At 67.9% G+C, this 3,004-nt stretch carries 2 protein-coding genes; both read right to left on the bottom strand.

Translation table 11 applies throughout. The features are described from left to right. Positions 1-9 precede the first annotated feature (9 nt). Entirely contained in the window at positions 10-1,368 is a 1,359-nt protein-coding gene (locus ACFWF3_RS30360; protein ID WP_379317103.1) for a class I SAM-dependent RNA methyltransferase, read from the bottom strand. A 36-nt stretch (positions 1,369-1,404) separates the two neighbouring features. Next, positions 1,405-3,004: APC family permease (locus tag ACFWF3_RS30355; RefSeq protein ID WP_379317101.1), on the bottom strand; the 1,600-nt coding region annotated here is incomplete at its 5' end.

Here is a 3,004-nt window from a genome sequence, read left to right as displayed (position 1 = left end):
ACCGAACACTCAGCGGTCGAGCAGCGCGACGCATTCGACATGGTGCGTCGCCGGGAAGGCGTCGAAGGCCCGCAGCTCCGCCAGGTGATAGCCGGCATCCAGGTACAACCCCAGATCACGAGCGAAAGCCGCCGGGTCGCAACCGATATGAACGATCCGGCGCGGATCGGCATCGGCGACAGCGGCGACGACATCCTTGCCCGCCCCCGCCCGCGGCGGATCGAGCACCACGACATCGGGCCTACCGGAAGCACTTCGAGCCCACGGCTCGACCCGCTCACTACGCAATTCCAGCCAGGGCAGATCCCCCAGCGCCGCCACACCGTCGACAACCGCCGAACGAGCGGATTCGACACCGGTCACCGCCCCGGTCTGCCCCACCTGCTCGGCCAAGCGGGCAGCGAACACGCCCACACCGGCGTAGAGATCCCACCCCGAACCGCCGGGAGCGAGCCCCGACCACTCGGCGATCAGGTCCGAATAACATTGCGCCGCACCGCGATGCGCCTGCCAGAACCCGGTCGCCGACAACTCCCAGCGACGCCCCGCCACATACTCGACGACGCGACCCGAACCCTCGACCACACACTCCTCACGAGGCGCGTTCATCGCCGACTTCCGCGAAGCCGCCCGGTCCCGGATCGCCCCACGCTCGTCACCCGTCGGCGGCGCCGACTCACGACGACGCCCCGGCCGCTGGCCACGACCGCGGCTCGCGCCACGCGGTGTCTCCGGGCGACCGGCGGGACCCGAAGCGGGAGTCTCGGCCAGTTCCACGATATGACGAACACCGTCACCGTCGAGCGCGACGACCAGATCGGCCCCCGGCGTCCACAACCGGTCCGCGACGCCGTCGAGCGCACCGGCGACAGGCTGCGGGCAGCGCAGATCCGCGATCACCTCGGTGCTGCGGTAACGGTGCACACCGGCGTGCCCCGCGCCGTCCACGACCAACCGCACCCGCGTGCGCCAACCACCGGTGACCTCACCCGAATCACCGGCGATCGGCTCGACCGTCACCTCACGCTCGATCTTGGCCAACCGGCGCAACTGCTCGTCCACCACCGTGGCCTTGAGCGCGCGCTGCGCCGCGGGCGTCGCGAAGGAGAAGTCACAGCACCCCGCACCGCCCGGCCCGGACACCGGACAGGTCGCGGGCACCCGGTCCGGGGACGCCTCGATGATCTCGACCGCGTCGGCCCGGCAGAACGAACCGCCGCGATCCTCGGTCACCCGCGCCCGCACCAGCTCACCGGGCAGCCCGTGTCGCACGAACACGACCCGGCCCTCGTGGCGCCCGACGATGAACCCACCGTGCCCGGGCGCCCCGAGGCGCACCTCGAATTCTTGTCCGCTCCAATCACTCACGGCCACACCCACTCTCACCCTCGACCGGCGCGCCGCTCATTCGCGACGTCCTGGTCGTTCGAAACCTCGGCGCACCGAACCCGGTGCGTTCACATCGGCTGCCTGCTTGGCCCTGGTGGAGGAACTGAGCTGCCACGGCACGCTCGTCACCATCACACCGGGCTCGAACAGCAACCTGCCCTTCAACCGCAGCGCGGACTGGTTGTGCAGCACCTGCTCCCACCAGTGGCCGACCACGTATTCGGGAATGAAGACGGTGACCACGTCGCGCGGGGCGTCCTTGCGCACCCGCTTGACGTACTCGAGCACCGGCTTGGTGATCTCGCGATAGGGCGATTCGATCACCTTCAACGGCACGTTGATCTCGCTGTTCTCCCATTCGCGCACCAGCTTGCGGGTGTCGGCGTCGTCGACGTTGACCGTCACCGCTTCCAGGGTGTCCGGGCGGGTGGCGCGCGCGAAGGCCAGCGCGCGGCGCGTGGGCAGATGCAGCTTGGAGACCAGGACCAGCGAGTGGGTGCGGCTGGGCAGCACGCCGTCCCAGTCGGATTCGTCGAGTTCGCGCGAGACCGAGTCGTAGTGCTTGTGGATCAGCTTCATCACGACGAAGATCGCCACCATCGTCAGGATCGCGATCCAGGCGCCGGCGAAGAACTTGGTGACCAGCACGATCATCAGCACGGCGCCCGTCGCGGTCAGACCGATCGCGTTGATCACCCGGGAACGCATCATCTGCCTGCGCTGTGCCGGGTCGGTCTCGGTGCGCAGCAGACGCGTCCAGTGCCGCAGCATGCCGGTCTGGCTCAGCACGAACGAGACGAACACACCCACGATGTAGAGCTGGATCAGCTTGGTCACCTCGGCACCGAAGAACACCACGAACGCGATCGCGGCACCCGAGAGGAACAGGATGCCGTTGGAGAACGCGAGCCGGTCGCCACGGGTGTGCAGCTGACGGGGCAGGTAGCGGTCCTGGGCCAGGATCGAACCGAGCACGGGGAAACCGTTGAACGCGGTGTTGGCCGCCAGCACCAGGATCAGCGCGGTGACGATGGTGATGAAGAAGAACCCGATCGGGAAGCCGTGGAACACCGCTTCGGCGATCTGCGCGATCAGGGTCTTCTGGTGATAATCGGCGGGCGCGCCGACCAGGTGCGCGGGGTCGTGCGCGTACACGACGCGGATCTTCTGGGCCAGGATGATGATGCCCATCAGCAGCACGATCGCGATGGAACCCAGCAGCAGCAAGGTGGTCGCGGCATTGCGCGACTTGGGTTTACGGAACGCGGGCACACCGTTGCTGATGGCCTCGACACCGGTCAGCGCCGCACAGCCGGAGGAGAAGGCACGCGCGATCAGGAAGGCGAAGGCCAAGCCGTAGAGGTGCTCGTCTTCGGCGTTGAGCCCGAAACCGGCGGACTCGGCCTGGATGTCGTCGCCGAGCACGTAGGTACGGAACAGGCCCCAGGCCAGCATCGCGAACATGCCGAAGATGAACGCGTAGGTGGGAATCGCGAAGGCGGTCCCCGATTCGCGGATGCCACGCAGGTTGATCGCGGTGAGGATCGCGATCGCCACGACCGCGAACAACACCTTGTGCGTGGCGACGAACGGGATCGCCGACCCGATATTGGAC

It is taken from the genome of Nocardia sp. NPDC060220 (genome assembly GCF_042727815.1).
GTDB lineage: Bacteria > Actinomycetota > Actinomycetes > Mycobacteriales > Mycobacteriaceae > Nocardia.
This window is presented reverse-complemented; position numbering and strand designations above follow the sequence as displayed.